General features: G+C 31.3%; 14 protein-coding genes. 10 read left to right on the forward strand and 4 right to left on the reverse strand.

The features are described from left to right. Positions 1–52 precede the first annotated feature (52 nt). On the forward strand, positions 53–3805 hold the full coding sequence (locus HN894_17370) for a hypothetical protein (protein ID MBT7145095.1): 3753 nt from the start codon (positions 53–55) through the stop codon (positions 3803–3805). 26 nt (positions 3806–3831) lie between these two features. After that, on the forward strand, positions 3832–5601 hold the full coding sequence (locus HN894_17375; protein MBT7145096.1) for a YgiQ family radical SAM protein: 1770 nt from the start codon (positions 3832–3834) through the stop codon (positions 5599–5601). Positions 5602–5622: 21 nt separating this feature from the next. Here the strand turns inward: HN894_17375 and ribD are convergent, their stop codons facing one another. From ribD to HN894_17390, 3 genes are read right to left on the reverse strand one after another with little or no spacing between them, the layout of a single operon-like run. Continuing rightward, entirely contained in the window at positions 5623–6669 is a 1047-nt protein-coding gene (gene ribD, locus HN894_17380) for a bifunctional diaminohydroxyphosphoribosylaminopyrimidine deaminase/5-amino-6-(5-phosphoribosylamino)uracil reductase RibD (GenBank protein ID MBT7145097.1), read from the reverse strand. A gap of 59 nt (positions 6670–6728) precedes the next feature. Next, entirely contained in the window at positions 6729–7007 is a 279-nt protein-coding gene (locus HN894_17385; GenBank protein MBT7145098.1) for a BcpO-related WXXGXW repeat protein, read from the reverse strand. A gap of 58 nt (positions 7008–7065) precedes the next feature. Continuing rightward, positions 7066–7956, reverse strand: coding sequence for a PD-(D/E)XK nuclease family transposase (locus HN894_17390; protein ID MBT7145099.1), 891 nt, complete (start codon positions 7954–7956; stop codon positions 7066–7068). Between the two features lie 157 nt (positions 7957–8113). On the opposite strand from HN894_17390, the gene HN894_17395 reads away from it, so the two are divergent. Then, entirely contained in the window at positions 8114–8827 is a 714-nt protein-coding gene (locus tag HN894_17395) for a DUF2807 domain-containing protein (protein ID MBT7145100.1), read from the forward strand. 14 nt (positions 8828–8841) lie between these two features. Next, positions 8842–9939 (forward strand): redox-regulated ATPase YchF, encoded by a 1098-nt coding sequence (ychF, locus tag HN894_17400; GenBank protein MBT7145101.1) that lies wholly within the window; start codon positions 8842–8844, stop codon positions 9937–9939. 50 nt (positions 9940–9989) lie between these two features. Here ychF and HN894_17405 read toward each other — a convergent pair whose 3' ends face one another. Further along, positions 9990–11894 (reverse strand): amino acid carrier protein, encoded by a 1905-nt coding sequence (locus HN894_17405; protein MBT7145102.1) that lies wholly within the window; start codon positions 11892–11894, stop codon positions 9990–9992. Positions 11895–12005: 111 nt separating this feature from the next. Between HN894_17405 and rfaE1 the strand changes: the two genes are divergently transcribed. From rfaE1 to HN894_17435, 6 genes are all read left to right on the forward strand, one after another. Next, positions 12006–12986, forward strand: coding sequence for a D-glycero-beta-D-manno-heptose-7-phosphate kinase (gene rfaE1 / locus HN894_17410; GenBank protein MBT7145103.1), 981 nt, complete (start codon positions 12006–12008; stop codon positions 12984–12986). 435 nt (positions 12987–13421) lie between these two features. After that, complete coding sequence (locus HN894_17415; GenBank protein MBT7145104.1) at positions 13422–13934, forward strand: UpxY family transcription antiterminator; 513 nt, start codon at positions 13422–13424, stop codon at positions 13932–13934. 164 nt (positions 13935–14098) lie between these two features. Next, positions 14099–14368, forward strand: coding sequence for a hypothetical protein (locus HN894_17420; protein MBT7145105.1), 270 nt, complete (start codon positions 14099–14101; stop codon positions 14366–14368). Then, complete coding sequence (locus HN894_17425; GenBank protein MBT7145106.1) at positions 14361–14972, forward strand: nucleotidyl transferase AbiEii/AbiGii toxin family protein; 612 nt, start codon at positions 14361–14363, stop codon at positions 14970–14972. The genes HN894_17420 and HN894_17425 overlap by 8 nt, the downstream gene beginning before the upstream one ends. A gap of 10 nt (positions 14973–14982) precedes the next feature. Beyond that, the gene (locus HN894_17430) at positions 14983–16002 is read left to right on the forward strand and encodes a hypothetical protein (GenBank protein MBT7145107.1); all 1020 of its coding nucleotides are present in this window, start codon (positions 14983–14985) and stop codon (positions 16000–16002) included. 516 nt (positions 16003–16518) lie between these two features. After that, positions 16519–16893 (forward strand): GxxExxY protein, encoded by a 375-nt coding sequence (locus tag HN894_17435; GenBank protein ID MBT7145108.1) that lies wholly within the window; start codon positions 16519–16521, stop codon positions 16891–16893. Positions 16894–17161 lie beyond the last annotated feature (268 nt).

The raw sequence follows: 17161 nt of genomic DNA on the forward strand, positions 1-17161 counted from the left end.
AATAATTTATTTAATTTTGAAAAAACATTTAATATTACAAAAAAAAATAATAATGACAAAAACAATTTCCAAAAATAGTCATTTATATAAACATTCCCTAATTATAATTATTATATTTTTGAGTATAAATTCTTGGTGTCAAACATATTATTCAGGAATACCTTATGTTAGAAATTTTCTTCCGAAAGAATATGGCTACGAAAGTCAGAATTTTTCAATCTTACAGAACGAGCAAGGTGTTATGTATTTCGGCAATTTGAATGGAATTCTTGAATACAATGGAACTAGTTGGAATATCATAAAAGTTGAAGGTTGGCCATTTTTAGATATCGACGAAAAAGGAACTATTTATGTAGCTTCGAACGATGAATTTGGTTTTCTTGCTGAAGATTGGAATGGCAAAACAAAGTTTACTTCAATTATTGAAAATCGAAATGATATTAGCTTTTCTGAAATATCAGATATTTATACAATTGATGATGAGGTTCTTTTGAAGGATAATAATAAAATTTATTCATGGAATTCCAAAGAATTTCGCATAGTTAAAGAGACGGTTTATGATTCATTAGAGTTCAACAGAAATATTTCGATTCATAAAATTTATGACAAAGTATATATTCATTTATCTGATAGTGGATTATACAAATATGAAAATAGTAAACTGAGTTTGGTCGAAAATGGATCAATTTTCAAAAATAAAACAATTATCGATATTCTTCCATACGAGGAGAATCTTCTTGTATTCACAAAAGAAGATGGCTTTTTATTATACGATTTTCAAAATATCAAGCCAATTTTTGCTGCAATAAATAATACCATAAAAAAGCTAAAATTTGTTACCGGAATAATGCTGTCGAACAATAATTATGCAATTGGCACCCGTTTAGGCGGAGTAGTTTTTCTCGATAGTCAAGGACATTTATTGAATATTCTAAATCAGGAAACCGGAATCAATGACGATCATGTTTATGATTTATATGTAGATACAGAAAATAGCCTTTGGGCTTGTTTAGGTAATGGAATTTGTAGAATTGAATATCCTTCGGCATTTTCGTATTATAACAAGAATCTGGGATTGAAAGCAAGTGTTTCAGCAATTTCAGAATACAAAGGAAAGATGTATATAGGTACAAATAATGGTGTTTATTACATTAAAGAAGAATCTATTTTGAGTGGAAATATTTTTGAAAAAATAGGAATAATTAATGAAAAGTGTCATAAATTGCTCATTTTTAATGACAGTTTATATGCTTTCACCGAGCAAGGAATTTATAATCTTGTAAATAATATTCCTGAAATACTTTATCCTATCGAGACAATTTCCTCTATTCAATCAAAACGAAATACTTCAGTATATTACTTAGTAGGAGTTTCAGGGCTTTTTGCTATGAAATATGAAAACAAGAAGTGGATTAGTCTGGGAAAATTGCAAAATCTGGATAAAAAAATAATTACGATTGCAGAAACTGCTGATGGTTTAGTTTGGTTAGGAACAAATTATTCGGGATTGTATCGCATTAATTTCAGTAAAGGATTTGATAGAAATGCCGATATTCAGCAAATTAGAGAAGGAGAAAGCGGACTGCCAGAACAGTTTCGTTGGGTAGATGTGTATTCTACTAATAATGGGATTCTGTTTTCCACTTCAAAAGGAATTTATAGATACGATGAGGAAAACTATATATTTTATTCAGATACATTATTAGGAATTGATTTTTCAAATCATGACAGTTGGGTTTTTCCGATAATTGAAGACAATTATAATAATTTATGGTATAGCTCCGGGAAAAAAGACGAATTTGCAAAACAAACTACTCTTGCATTGTTTAACGGTAAAAATAAAAAATACACATTAGAAACTCAGCCTTTTATTCGATACAGCGATGTAACAGTTGAAGCAATTTACTATAAAGATAGCATTGTATGGTTTGGTGGTGACGATGGGCTTATCAGATTCAATTATAAAGAATTTTCTAAAAACGAGAACAATTTTACTTGTTTAATTTCAGAAGTTCATAATAATGATAATACCCTAAATTCATATTCTTCAAACTATAAAATTTCTGTTGGCATCGAACAGTTGCCAAACGATAGTTTAATCCCAAAACTTGATTATAAGCTTAGTAGTATTAGCTTTAAGTTCTCTACACCAGCTTATAAAAGTGAAAACTCTTTTTTATATCAGTACTATCTTGAGAACTATGACAAACAATGGTCCGATTGGTATAGGACAAAGAATAAAGAGTATTCTTATCTTCCTTCCGGAGAATATATTTTTCATGTAAGATCGAAAGATTTGTATGGGAATTTCAGCAACGAAGCAAAATATGTTTTTAAGGTTAAAACTCCATTGTTTCTCACGAAAGTGGCATTTGTAATCTACGGAATAATAATAATATCCTTTATTCTAATGACAATAAAATGGAGATCGTACAATTTTGCTTTGGAGAAAAGCAAATTAGAACAAATAATTATTAATCGTACCGAAGAATTACTTTCCGAAAAAGAAAAATCTGAAGAATTGATAATGAACATGTTACCAAAACAAATTGCCGACGAATTAAAATTAAGTGGAAAAGCAACTACAAAAAGATACAAACAGGCTACAGTTCTTTTTTCTGATATCGAAGGATTTACAGAAATTACAGAAAAAATGGAACCAAGAGAACTGATAGACGAGCTCGACAAGTTTTTTTACTATTTCGATAGCCTTGTTGAAAAACATAATATTGAAAAAATCAAAACCATTGGAGACGCATATATGTGTGCCGGCGGATTGCCTGTAAAGAATATAACCAATCCGGTTGAAGTGATTCTTGCAGCTTTAAATATTCAACAATATTTTTCTCAACTTAAATCGGAATCGAAAACACACTTACACAAAGTATGGGATTTGAGAATAGGAATTCATACTGGCCCTGTAATTGCTGGCGTAATCGGGCACAAAAAACTTTCATACGATATTTGGGGCGATACAGTTAATACGGCAAGTCGTCTTGAATCTTCAGGCGAAACCGGTGAAATAAACATTTCAGGTACTACATACGAATTAGTTAAAGATTATTTTATTTGCGAATATCGTGGGAAATTGCCGGCAAAACATAAAGGAAATATCGACATGTATTTTGTGAAAGGAATAGTTCCTAATTTATCGATAGATAATTTGAAACTAAAACCAAATAATGAATTTAATATTAAACTTGCCCATTTGAGAATTGAAGATTTGAAGGAAAAAATTATTCAGAAATTGGAAAAGGAATTGCCTGAAAAATTATACTATCACAATGTTCAACATACAATTGATGTTTACACTCAAGTTGAAATAATTGCTAAAGCCGAAAATGTTTCGAACGAAGAATTGCTGCTGCTAAAAACCGCAGCCCTACTTCACGATACAGGATTTACAATTAGTTACAACAACCACGAATTATTTGGTATCAGAATTGCCAACGAAATGCTGCCAAAATACTTTTATTCACAAGACCAAATTGATAAAATTAATGATCTGATACTATCAACACGATTCCCGCCCAAACCAACCAACAAAATAGAAGAGATAATGTGTGATGCAGACCTTGATTATCTTGGTAGAACGGATTTCATTCCAATTTCAAGAAATTTGTTTATGGAATTGTACGAAAAGAAAATTATAAAATCTATTGACGATTGGAATAATACTCAAGTAAAATTTATTAAAAATCATCAATATTTTACTGAAACTGCAAAGAAAAACAGAGGTGTAAACAAATCCATTCAGCTCGATAATTTGACTCAGATGAAATTTCTAACATCTCTTTTTACATAAAATAGCATTAACTTTATTTTATAGTTTTGAAAAAAGAAACAAAAAAAAATAGCTGGCTCCCTTTGTCGAAAAAAGAGGCAGAACAAAGAGCTTGGAACGAACTTGATATTATCCTGTTTTCGGGAGATGCCTACATAGACCATCCTTCGTTTGGTGTTGGGCTAATTGGGAGAGTCTTAGAAAAGCAAGGATTTAAAGTTGCAATAGTTGCACAACCAAATTGGCAAGACGATCTAAGAGATTTTAAGAAATTTGGGAAACCAAGATTGTTTTTCGGTGTTAGCTCCGGAAACATGGACTCAATGGTAAATCATTATACAGCAAATTTACGACTTCGTTCAACCGATGCATATACTCCAAACAATAAAGCTGGCTTTCGCCCCGATCGGGCAACCACAGTTTATAGCCAGATTTTGCGAAAAATTTATCCTGACAGCCCAATTATTATTGGAGGTATCGAAGCATCTTTAAGGCGACTTACTCATTACGATTATTGGTCGAATAAACTGAGACCGAGCATTTTGGCAGAAAGCAATGCCGATTTGCTTGTTTATGGAATGGGCGAAAAACCAATAAAAGAAATTGCAAAATTGCTGGATAAAGGAATAAAGATTTCTGAAATTAGAAATACTCAACAAACGGCTTTCCTTTCGGAAAAAGAAAATATTATATCTGATAAAAGATGGGAAAATATAACTTTAAATTCTCACAAAGAATGTTTAAAAAGTAAATTAAGCTTTGCGAAGAATTTTAAAATTATTGAAATTGAATCCAATAAATTATACTCGAATTCCAGACTGATTCAGCAAATTGATGAAAAAATGATTGTTGTCAATCCTGCATATTCCAACCTAACAGAAAAAGAACTTGACGAAATTTACCAACTCCCTTTCACAAGCTTGCCTCATCCGAAATACAACAAACGTGGTAAAATTCCGGCTTTTGAAATGATAAAATTTTCGGTTAATAGTCATCGTGGTTGTTTTGGGGGTTGTAGTTTCTGCACTATTTCTGCACATCAAGGGAAATTTATTTCAAGCAGGTCAGAAAAATCAATACTAAACGAAATCGATATGATTGCAGAAATGCCGGAGTTCAAAGGGCATTTGTCAGATATAGGAGGCCCTTCGGCAAATATGTACAAAATGGCCGGAATAGATTTGTCTATTTGCGAAAAATGTAAGCGTCCATCTTGTATTTTTCCATCTATTTGTAATAATCTTGAAACAAATCACGAAAACTTGTTGAATATTTACAGAAAAGCTAAAAATCACCCAAAAGTAAAAAAAGCAACTATCGGAAGCGGTATAAGATATGACCTGTTTTTTAATAAAGAAACCAAAAATTACACAAAATCAGCATATAATTATTTGATTGAATTGATTAAAGAACATGTGTCGGGAAGGCTAAAAGTTGCACCCGAACACGTTTCCGATAAGGTGTTGAAAACAATGAGAAAGCCTTCGTTCAATTTGTTTCTAAAACTTAAAAAAACATTCGATGAAATAAATAAAAAGCATAATTTGAAGCAGCAAATTATTCCATATTTCATTTCAAGTCATCCAACAAGCGAAAGAAGCGATATGGCTTCATTAGCTTCAAAAACTAAAGAATTAAATTTTCAACTGGAGCAAGTTCAAGATTTTACACCTACACCAATGACTTTGGCTACTGTGATGTTTTATTCGGGCTACGACCCATATAGTTTGAAAAAAGTCTATACAGCCAAATCAAAATCTGAGAAACTTGCTCAACGCGACTATTTTTTTTGGTATAAAAAAGGCAGAAATAAATAGTTCTCATAAGATATTTCAATTCTATAGAGAATTTTCAAATATCATTAGTTTCGATTCTTCTAAATTATCAATTGATATTACCTTTCCTTCAATTTCTGGAGCTTTTATTCCTTTATGAAAAAACTGATTTCCAATAAAAATCCGAGCTTCATCCCAAAGATTTTGTTGCACAAAAGAGTTTATTAGTTTAGAGCCTCCTTCTACAATAATGGACTGAATATTACGATTGTAAAGCTCGGAAAGTATTGTTCTAAGATTTTCAAAATCATCATCGATTTTTATATATTCCAAATTATTTTTCGATTCGTTTCCTTTTTTGCTAAAAATAATAGTAGCTTGATTTTGGTCGAAAACATTTGAAGATTTACTTAGTCTGTTTTGTTTGTCGAGAATCAGTCGCGTAGGGTTTTTTCCTGTCCAGCTTCTAATATTCAAATTAGGATTATCTTTTAAAATTGTTTCGGTTCCAGCCATAATTGAGCTTTCTTCCGCACGCCATTTGTGTACCAATGTTCGAGAAATTTCATTAGTTATCCAGGCTGGTCGGGTATTTGTGATATTTTCTCTATCTATGTCGATAAATCCATCTGTAGTTTTTGCAAATTTGATTATTACAAACGGTCGCTTTTTTTCATTAAAAATAAAAAATCTTCTATTTAAATTTCGACATTCATCTTCCAGAATACCCACACAAGCATTTATTCCAGCATTTTTCAGTTTTGAAATTCCTTTACCACAAACTTTCGATGAACTATCAACACTTCCAATAACAACATTCGGGATTTTATTTTCAATAATAAAATCGGCACAAGGCGGAGTTTTCCCAAAATGTGAGCATGGCTCAAGATTTACATAAATTGTTGATTCTGAAAGCAATGATTTATCTTTCACCGAATTTATTGCATTCACTTCGGCATGAGCTTCACCATAATTTTGATGATAGCCTTCGCCAATTATTTTATCTTTATAAACAATAACAGAGCCCACCATAGGATTTGGAGCTATATTTCCAATTCCTAATTTAGCAAGCTGTAAACATCGCTTAATATATTTTTCGTGGTTTTTCAATAGTAAGTTATTCAAGTCTGATCAGCGAAAACAGAATATTTCGTGAAAAGGAGGAATATCTATCTTCTGCGAGGTTTTTTCACTCTTTTTGTTTTTTTTCCTTTTTTCCAGTGTCCCTTCACCCATAAATATTTCCCTGATCTCTTATCCCATTTATAGTATCCGTCAACCCAAACATAAGAAGGTCCTGGTTTTGGAACACTTGCCGGAACTAAAATTGTTGTAGGGCGTGGTGGCTTTTTTGATTGTTTATGTACGACAACTCGGCTCGTATAACACGAAATTAAAGTGAAAGCAAAAAATGATAAGGCTATTAAAACAAGTTTACTTTTTTTCATAATTCTAATTTAAAGTTTGATACAATAATAAATAAACATTTGGCAAATAGTTAGCTTATTAAGCTTCTAATTGATTTATTTCTTTTTCTGATAGACCAGTTGCTTTTCTAATAATATTGATTTCCACACCAATATTTAGCATTTTTTTTGCAATTTCAATTTGTTCTCTTTTTCTTCCTTCTTCTCTTCCTTCCTCTCTTCCTTCCTCTCTTCCTTCTTCTCTTGCAGTATCTAAGGAGTTTTTAATATCTCTATAATACTTTAAACTGTCTTCGTAATCTAAATATTCTTCATGTGTAAATTTTGCAATTTCGGCTATTTGGAATAATTGAAAAAATATTTTTTCTTTTAGTTTTTCAGGGATTCTGTCAAGTTTGTGAAGATTTTTAATAACATATAGCCACTTATCGAATCTGGTTTCTAATTCTTCTACAGATTTTTTAAACTTTGGCATTTCTAAATAGATGAAAGTCAATTTATCATAAAAAACTACTTTTGTTTCTTGCTCTGTAAGTTTTACATCATATCTGTATTTTTCCGGCTGATTCTCATCTTCATCGAAAACAAAATCAAGAATTGCAATTGTATAGACTTTTTCTAATTTGAAATCCCATCCGCTACCTTTTACAGCTTGCTCTTGAATAGGAAAAGTAGAATAATACAATGTCCTATCCTTAAAGAATTTCTGTTTTGTTTTTTGTAATTCAACAATAAATTTCTCCCCTCTTTCATTAGTGCAATATAGATCAAAAACTGCTTTTCTGTTTAATTCAGTGGCACCCAAATTCTCATTTTTGAGATAAGTTAGGGATGTGATTTTTCCTTGCTCTTCTTTTAATAATTCGTTTAAAAAATCGAGCAACAATTCTTTATTGATTTCTTCGCCAAAAAGCCTTTTAAAACCATAATCAGTAAAAGGATTAATATATTTCTCTCTAAATTCGTTCATCTTCTATTTTTCCACAAAGTTACTGTTTTTAGTTAGAAATCTCTTCCAAGAAAAATGAATTTTACTTTCAAATATTAAACTCACAAATGAAACAAATTAAATAATAAAACTAAACAATTTGTTAATTTTGCACTTTTATTAATATAAACAAGAAATAATGAAAATTCGTATATTGTTGATTTCGATAACATTAGTAAGTTTATTTCTGCCCGGCTGTTTCATAAATTGCATTGTTGGCTCGGGCGATGTAGTTTCGGAAGAACGTAATGTTGAGGCGTTTAATAGTATTGATTTAAGTGGTACTGCAAATGTCTATATTTCGAAAAACAGGAAAAACAAAGTCGAAATAAAAACAGACGATAATATATTACCGCTGGTTGAAACTTTCGTCAAAAATGGGAAATTATTTATTTCAAATAAGAATTGTATAAGCAAAACTACAGTTTTCGATATTTACATTTCTATGGCTGAAATCGAAGAATTGAACGTTTCAGGTTCTGGTCAGATTCATTCGGAAGATAAATTTAAAAGTAATGAAATTAAGTTAATTGTTAGTGGTTCGGGCGAAATTCTTATAGATATAAAAGCAAATTTTGTAAAATCAAGAATTTCCGGCTCTGGCGAAATTGAATTGAAAGGAAATACAGACAGACAAGATGTAAGGATAAGTGGGTCAGGAGAGTACAATTCATTCGATCTGTTTTCAAATATTGCAATTGTAGATGTTAGCGGTTCAGGAAATTGTGAAGTGAATGTTGAAAAGTCGCTTGAAGCAGAAGTTAGCGGAAGCGGAGATATTGAATATAAAGGCGAACCAAAGGAAGTGAATACCAAAGTTTCGGGTTCAGGTTCAATAAAAAAGCGAAATTAAAAAGCGATAAGAAAATGGCATTACAATGTGGAATAATCGGATTAACAAATTCAGGAAAAACAACACTATTTAATTGTATATCTGATAATAAAGCTGAATCTACAGCTTTTGCATTCAGTACAAATAAATCAAATATTGGAACAATAAAAGTTCCGGATAATCGACTGGCAGAATTAAATTCGCATCAGGAAACTCAAAAAATAATTCCAACAACAGTGGAAATTGTCGATGTTCCAGGTTTAACAAAAGGTTCGAATAAAGGCGAAGGAGTAGGAAATAAATTTTTGTCGGATATAAAAAACACCGATGCTTTGATTCATGTATTGCGCTGTTTCGATGATGAAAATTTGCCACATATTGATGGTTCTGTTAATCCGATTCGAGATATGGAAACTATTGATTTAGAGCTGCAAATAAAAGATCTTGAGTCAGTAGAAAAGAAGATTGTAAGATTAGAAAAAATAGTAAAGTCAGGCGATAAAGATGCAAAAAAAGGAATTGAAGTTTTAAAAATTTACAAAGACCATCTTGAAAACTTTCAGCCTGCAAGGACTGCTCCCGTAGAAAAGTTGGATGCAAAACATATAGACGATTTGTTTCTTTTTTCTGCAAAACCAGTTTTTTATGTATGTAATGTTGACGAAGGTTCAGCAGTTTCGGGCAATAATTATGTTGAAGAAGTTAAGGAAGCTTTGAAGGAACATAATGCAGAAATTTTGACAATAGCCGCTGGTTTAGAGTCAGAAATTGCTGAATTGGAAAGCCTTGAAGACAGACAAGAATTTCTTGAAGATGTTGGACTTAGCGAGCCTAGTGTAAATTCGCTAATTCGCTCTGCTTATAAAATCTTAAATCTCGAAACATTTTTTACAGTTGGACCTAAAGAAATTAGAGCCTGGACTTTGAAAAAAGGGATGACTGCTCCACAAGCCGCCGGAGTAATTCACAGCGATCTCGAACGAGGTTTTATTCGTGCAGAAGTTATGAAATACAATGATTTTGTAACTCTTGGTTCAGAAAATGCTTGCAAAGAAAAAGGAAAACTTTCTATTGAAGGGAAAAATTACATTGTCGAAGATGGTGATATTTTACATATTAGATTCAATGTATAAGCTTTTTGATTGATTATTAAAACCTCAATATAAAATAATCAATCAAAACATCATTTGTATTTTTTTATCTCACCATTTTTTATTCTTCTAAAATAAGAATCAAGATCGCGTTTCACCTCAGGAGCAAGAATTATTAATCCTAAAATATTTGGGAAAGCCATACTTAGAATCATCATGTCTGAGAAATCAATTACAGCCCCTAAACTTGATGAAGCTCCTACAACTACAAAGCAAAGAAAGATTAATTGATATGTTGTTCTCATATATTTCCTGTCGCCGAAAGTTTTTTCGAAGAAACCACCAAACAGATAATTAAATCCTTTTTGTCCGTAATAGGACCAAGAAATCATTGTTGAAAAAGCAAAAAGGAAAATTGCCACCATCAAAACGTATGGAAACCATGAAAATACACTCCCAAAAGCCGCAGAAGTAAGTTGTGCTCCTTCAAGATTTTCCGGATTACTCAGAACAGGATTTTCAGGAGAATCGGTAAAAATTATGACAAGTGCTGTCATTGTACAAATCACAACAGTATCGATAAATGGCTCTAAAAGTGCCACAATTCCTTCGCTTACTGGTTCTTCAGTTTTCACAGCCGAGTGGGCAATTGATGCAGAACCTACGCCAGCTTCATTAGAAAAAGCAGCTCGTTGAAATCCAACTATTAATACTCCAACTATTCCTCCTTTTAACGCATTAGGTGCAAACGCTCCATGAAAAATCATACTGAAAGCATTTCCTGTTTCACTTATATTTAATACTATGATAATAAGCGATGTAGCAACATAAAGAATTGCCATTATAGGAACAATTTTTTCTGTAACTTTTGCAATACTTTTTATACCTCCAATTATTACTATTCCAACCAAAATAGCCACGATAATTCCAAAATATGTTCCATATTCAGAAATCTCTGGAATCATGTTTGCAAATTGCGAAAATGCTTGATTGGCTTGAAACATATTGCCACCGCCAAATGAGCCGCCAATAACTAAAACTGCAAAAATTGCTGCTAAAACTTTCCCTAATCCACCCAGATTTTTTTTTGCTAAAGCTTTATTTAAATAATACATAGGACCACCTGAAACGCGTCCATCCTCGTCTATTGTGCGATATTTTACGCCGAGCGTAACTTCTACAAATTTTGAAGACATTCCGAGCAAGCCAGCAATTATCATCCACAATGTTGCACCTGGACCTCCAATGGAAATTGCAATGGCAACCCCAGCAATATTTCCAAGACCGACTGTTGCTGAAAGGGCAGTTGCAAGTGCCTGAAAATGAGAAACCTCGCCTTGGTCTTTTGGGTTGTCAAATTTTCCTTTTATTAAATCGATTGCGTGACGGAATCCTCTGAAATTCACAAATTTCATTCTTATAGTGAAAAATATTGCACCAAGAACCAGCCAAATAACAATTATTGGAACTTTCATTTTTCTTGTATCGCCATTCGGATAAATAGCAATTTCTCCATTATCTTTATAAATTGTTGGATCATATAGATTTAACATTGCAAAAATGTCTGCCATTAACACCTTATCTATATAAAAAACTATTGGTACGAACACCGAATTAATTATTTCGCCTGGAGATTCTGCATGAATTTCAAATTCTCCAATAATAGTGTCATTATTCGAGTCTGTAATTGTAAGAAAATATTCTTTTGACTCGGTCAATTCTTTTGAAATGTCAGAAAGAGTATCAGTTTCAGTATCCGACCATTTGTAATTATAGGGCGGAACACCTCCAGATACAAATGCTTGAGCTGCAGCATCGTTAATATCTTTTGATTCGTTTTTGAATTGAAATTCTAATTCAAGTGATTTGCTTGTTTTTTTTGAAATGGACGATGAGTGGTTGAGTTTATCATTTTCGAAAACAATATTCTCATTTTCTTGACAAAAAGCTTGTATCGAAAAAATAAAAATAAAAAATCCGGTAATACAATATTTCATACTATTAAAGAATTAATTCTAATCAAGGAAACAAAAATAGAAAATTGTTTTGTTTATCAATTCAATATTTTAAAATATATATTTACAGTTTGAATTTTAATGAGATTGAGAATGATAAATAAGGAATATTTAATAGAGGCAATTAACAAATTCAGAGCTTGTAATATTGCAATAATTGGCGATTTGATGCTCGATAAGTATATTTTTGGTAAAGTTGATAGAATTTCACCAGAAGCGCCAATTCCAATCATTAAAGTTGAAGAAGAAAAATATGTTCCGGGTGGTGCTGCAAATGTAGCTGCAAATATTTCTACTTTAGGTGGTAATCCATTTCTTCATGGTATTTTGGGAAATGATACTGCTAAAAAGATTTTGTTGGAAAAAACAGAGAATCTTAATATCAATAATCATGGAATTATTGTGCAGGATTCTAAAACTACTATTCAAAAAATTCGGATTATTGCTCAAAACCAACAATTGCTAAGAATTGATTATGAAGATACAAACTACATTGATAGTTATACAAAAGGCCAATTTGTAAATAAGTTGAAGATGCATAAAAATATTTCTGTAATTTTGATTTCTGATTATGCAAAAGGAACAATAACAAACGATTTAATGGAAAATATTAAAACTTTTGCTAAAGAAAACAATATTTTAATAATTGCCGATCCCAAACCATTGCATAAAGCTTTTTACAAAGATGTATTTTTAATAACACCTAATAAGAAAGAGGCTGAAGAAATGTGTAATATGAAAATCCGGGACACAGGGGATGTTGAAAAATGCGGAAAACAATTGATGAATGAGTTAAAATGTAATGTAGTAATTACAAATGGCGAAAAAGGAATGTCAGTTTTTGAAAATGGGCAAGCTGTAGAACATATACCTACAAAAGCAAAAGAAGTTTTTGATGTATCGGGTGCCGGCGATACTGTGGTTTCTGCAATAGCCTTGGCTTTGTCTTCTGGAATATCGTTGAAAGAATCTGCATATCTGGCAAATTTAGCAGCCGGAATTAAAGTTGCCAAAGTAGGAACTGCTCCGGTTTGTAAAGAAGAGTTGATTAATTTAATTGAAACTGGTTTATAAAAATTGTTGAGTAGAATCTCATTTGTTGCTATTTATCATTAGGAAACCTCTAAAAATGCAAATTTCTTCGTTGTTTCGCAATTTTAAAATCCTCATTTACAATAGTAAACTCCGGTTTTCAAATTTCTTACGCCTTGAAATTTACTATTTTTATAAGTCCCCATTAATAGTAATCTTTTTTTGCCTAATAGATTTCTTATTATGATTTAAATCAGTTTGTTACTATTCGATAGAGACTCATGTAAAATTACTTAACAAAAAAAAGTCAACAAACTTGCTAACATTAAGAAAATTTGATTTCTTTGCAGGCTTGTTTTTTGGTGAATGAATTGAGGAAAATTTTATTGAGATTATAAGGAATACTTTTAAGCAGAACGAGAAAAATATGGTATTATTTGTTCTATTAAAAGTATTTTTTGAATATTGGAATTTTATATGACCACTATTTTAAATAGAGAATATAATTGGCATGCTATATATACGAAAGCCAGATCTGAAAAGAAGGCATTCGAAGCTTTGACTGAAGATGGTATAGATACATTTTTACCACTATCAAAAACGCTCCAACAATGGAAAGATAGAAAAAAATGGGTCGAATTGCCACTATTTTCATCTTATATTTTTGTTAAAGTTTCAAATAAAGAGTATTATGAAGCTTTACAAAATCCATACTCGGTTTGTTATGTAACCCTTGAAGGAAAAGCGGTTAATGTACCAGATTCAGATATTGAATCAATTAAATTTCTGATTGAAAAGAATTACAAGATTGATGTTACGAGCGAGAACTTTGGTATTGGTGAAAAAGTGATGGTGAAACAGGGGCAACTTGCAGGCATGCATGGCGAATTGCTTGAATTGAGAGGGAAACATAAGGTTTTACTGAGAATAGATGCAATTGGTCAATCTTTAGTTTTTGATGTTCCTATTGCACATTTGGTAAAAGAATAAGGAAACTGAATTTTTCATTTTTCTTATTTATTTAAAATATAGATAGTTGCTAATTTAATATGTAACTGACGGGGCGAAGCTGTGTAAAAACACGAACAAAATTGATAGTTTCATCTTGCAAAATATTTTCCTAATTAATTGTTGATATACATTTTATATTCTAAATGAATTCTCCAGAAATAAAAGCTTTTATACGCGAACACAGTTCACTTTTTTGGTATATTCCGGAGGATAAAAAGGAAGAAATAAGTAATGAGTTGCTTTTGGAGACAATATTAAATTATGGAACATTAGCTAACTGTTTACATTTAATCGAAATGTTTGGGAGAAATAATGCTTTAAGAGTGTTGCAAAACGCCAAAGGGAGAAAAAAAATGAACTATTATCCTGAAGTTTATAATTTCTTTAATATTTTTCTTTCAAAAAATGCATAAAGAGATTCTAAATAAAAATCAGATTGAATTGTTACCTTTAGTGAAGCAGTTTAAAAGAGAGTTTTATTTAGTTGGAGGAACTGCAATAGCTCTTCATTTGGGGCATCGAAGATCAATTGATTATGATTTATTCAAATTAAAAAGACTTGTTTTAAATCGAATATTAAACAAAATTTCAGCAACTGAACATGTTTACACTGTTACAAGACGAGCAGAAGAACAACTAAATCTTATTATTAATAATGTAAAGTTTACTTTTTATAATTATCCTTATTCGGTAGAAGCAAATTGCCTATTTGAAGATGTAATTAAGATTCCAAATTTATTGAATTTGGCCGCTATGAAGGCATTTGCTTTAGGACGTCGTTCTAAATGGAAAGATTATATTGACCTTTACTATATCCTTAAAAACCATTATTCCATAAATCAAATTGTAGAAGTATCTAACAATATTTATGGACAACTGTTTTCCGAAAAACTTTTCAGAGCACAACTAAGTTATTTTGAAGATATTGACTATTCCGAACCAGTTGAATTTCTAATAAAAGAACCCTCAGGAAAAGAAATACAGGAATTTTTAATAGAAAAAGCAATAGAACTTTAAAAAAAAACTAATGAGCGAAAAAAAGAAATTAAGTACAACAAATACCAAAGCTCAGATACTTAATGCTTACGATGAATTACTTTTGAAACTTGAGGAGAAATCGCAGGACAATCCAAAAGAAGTTCAGAAAAGAAAAGAGTCTGTGAAGATTGTTTCATCGGCTCAAAAAAATACTGAAGAAGGAATTGTAGATAATATTACAAAGATTAAAACGAGTTTTCTTGAATCTTTAGAGATAATTCAAGATAGCCTTTCATTAGAATATAAAAAGTTGGCAGAAATACAATCTGCAATTAAAATTGAGTCGCAAAAACTCGAAGATCTTTACGGATTAAGCACAAATGCAGACTCATTAGCTGCCATATTATTAGCACAAAAAGAAAGCCGTGAAAAGTTTGATACAGAAATGAAAACTGCAAAAGAAACTTTTGAAAACGGAATGGCAGAAAATAAAGCTAAATGGACTAAAGAAAAAGCAGAGCAAGAAGCCCAGATTAAAGAAGAAAAAGAACAAATTCAGAAAACAAGGAAACGAGAGGAGGAAGAGTATAATTATAGTCTGCTGCAAGCACGAAAGAAAGAGACCGATGCTTACGAACTGAAAAAAAACAAACAAGAAGCTGATTTAAAAGAAAAGAAACTGGTTTTCGAGAAAGAATTTGTGGAAAGAGAAAAATCTATCATCGAAAATGAGAAGGAATTTAATGAACTGAAGAAAATCTCAGATAAATTCCCAAAAGAACTCGAAAAGTCTGTAAGTGAAGCAAAAGCAGAACTTGAGGCAAAATTAACTTCAGAATTTAATCATGCAAAAAATCTTCAGGCTAAAGAAACCGAAGGATTAATTAAGCTCAAAGAATTGGAAGTTGCTACTCTTCAGAGCAAAATAAAAGAAATGGAAGTTCAGCTTAAAGCTACCAACCAGAAAGCAGATACTTCGGAAAAATCAGTTAAAGATATAGCTCTAAAAGCAATTGAAAGCTCAACTAAGGTTCAAATTGTTGAGAAAGAGAAATTTATTAAAGAATAATAGATAGTACCATAAATAAAAATCCTGTCAGGCATTTAATAATTACTCTAATTGGTGTTACGCCAAATGGCGTAATCAGTGGACAAGAAATACTATCCACAAATTTCACGGATTAACACGAAAGAAGACAGAAAACAAAAATTAGTGTAAATTAGTGCAATTCGTGGACAAGAAACATCATTCACCAATTTCACGGATTAACACGAAAGAAGACAGAAAACAAAAATTAGTGTAAATTAGTGCAATTCGTGGACAAGAAACATCATTCACCAATTTCACGGATTAACACGAAATAAATAGCAAACAAAAATTAGTGTACATCTGTGTAATTCGTGGACAAGAAATATCATCCACCAATTTCACGAATTAGCACGAAAGAAATAGAAAACAAAAATTAGTGTAAATTAGTGCAATTCGTGGACAAGAAATACTATCCACAAATTTCACCAATTAACACGAAAGAAATAGAAAACAAAAATTAGTGTAAATTAGTGCAATTCGTGGACAAGAAAGGATGTGGAGAAATTAATTTATAAAGAAGAAGCTTACAAGATTATCGGCTGTGCAATTGAAGTACACAAAGAATTAGGTTGTGGATTTTTGGAAGCAGTATATCAAGAAGCTTTGGAAATTGAATTTTATAAAAAACAGATTCCATTTGTACGCGAAAAGCGCCTCCTAATTAATTACAAAGGGATACAGCTAAAAAAGGAATATATTGCTGATTTTATTTGCTACAATCAAATTATTGTTGAAATCAAAGCTTTAACTACACTAAAACCAGAACATCAGTCGCAAGTCTTGAATTATCTAAAAGCAACAGGGAATAAGCTTGGTCTTTTAATTAATTTCGGAAGTCAAAGCTTACAATACAAACGGATGATTTATTAGTTAATTATTTTTCAAATTGACTGTAAGAAAATAGTAAGAATAATTAGTGTACATCTGTGTAATTCGTGGACAAGAAATATCATCCACCAATTTCACGAATTAGCACGAAAGAAATAGAAAACAAAAATTAGTGTAAATCGGTGTAATTCGTGGACAAGAAATATCATCCACCAGTTTCACAGATTACACGAAAGAAGTAGCAAACAAAAATTAGTGTAAATCGGTGTAATTCGTGGACAAGAAATATCATCCACCAGTTTCACAGATT

It is taken from the genome of Bacteroidota bacterium (assembly GCA_018692315.1).
In the GTDB taxonomy this organism is placed as follows: domain Bacteria; phylum Bacteroidota; class Bacteroidia; order Bacteroidales; family JABHKC01; genus JABHKC01.